This window comes from Flavobacterium sp. RNTU_13, assembly GCF_046614455.1.
GTDB lineage: Bacteria > Bacteroidota > Bacteroidia > Flavobacteriales > Flavobacteriaceae > Flavobacterium.
In genome coordinates, this window is the sequence record NZ_JBKJHB010000023.1 from 1 (window position 1) to 216 (window position 216).

Here is a 216-nt window from a genome sequence, read left to right on the forward strand (position 1 = left end):
GTACTACGTATCTCAGACACTGAATTCTTGTGAGAGTACAAGGACCGCGGTGAGCGTAACAGTAAATACAACAGTTGCCCCAACAGCATCGGCACAAACGTTCTGTAACGGAGCTACAATAGCAAGTTTAACTGCAACCGGTACTTCATTAAAATGGTACACAACTGCTACAGGTGGCACTGCGTTGGCATCGACGACGATACTTTCGACAGGTAC

The 216-nt window shown here is 46.8% G+C and carries 1 protein-coding gene; it reads left to right on the forward strand.

The features are described from left to right. On the forward strand, positions 1–216 hold a 216-nt coding region (locus tag ACLI08_RS16405), incomplete at both ends, for a hypothetical protein (RefSeq protein ID WP_411429588.1).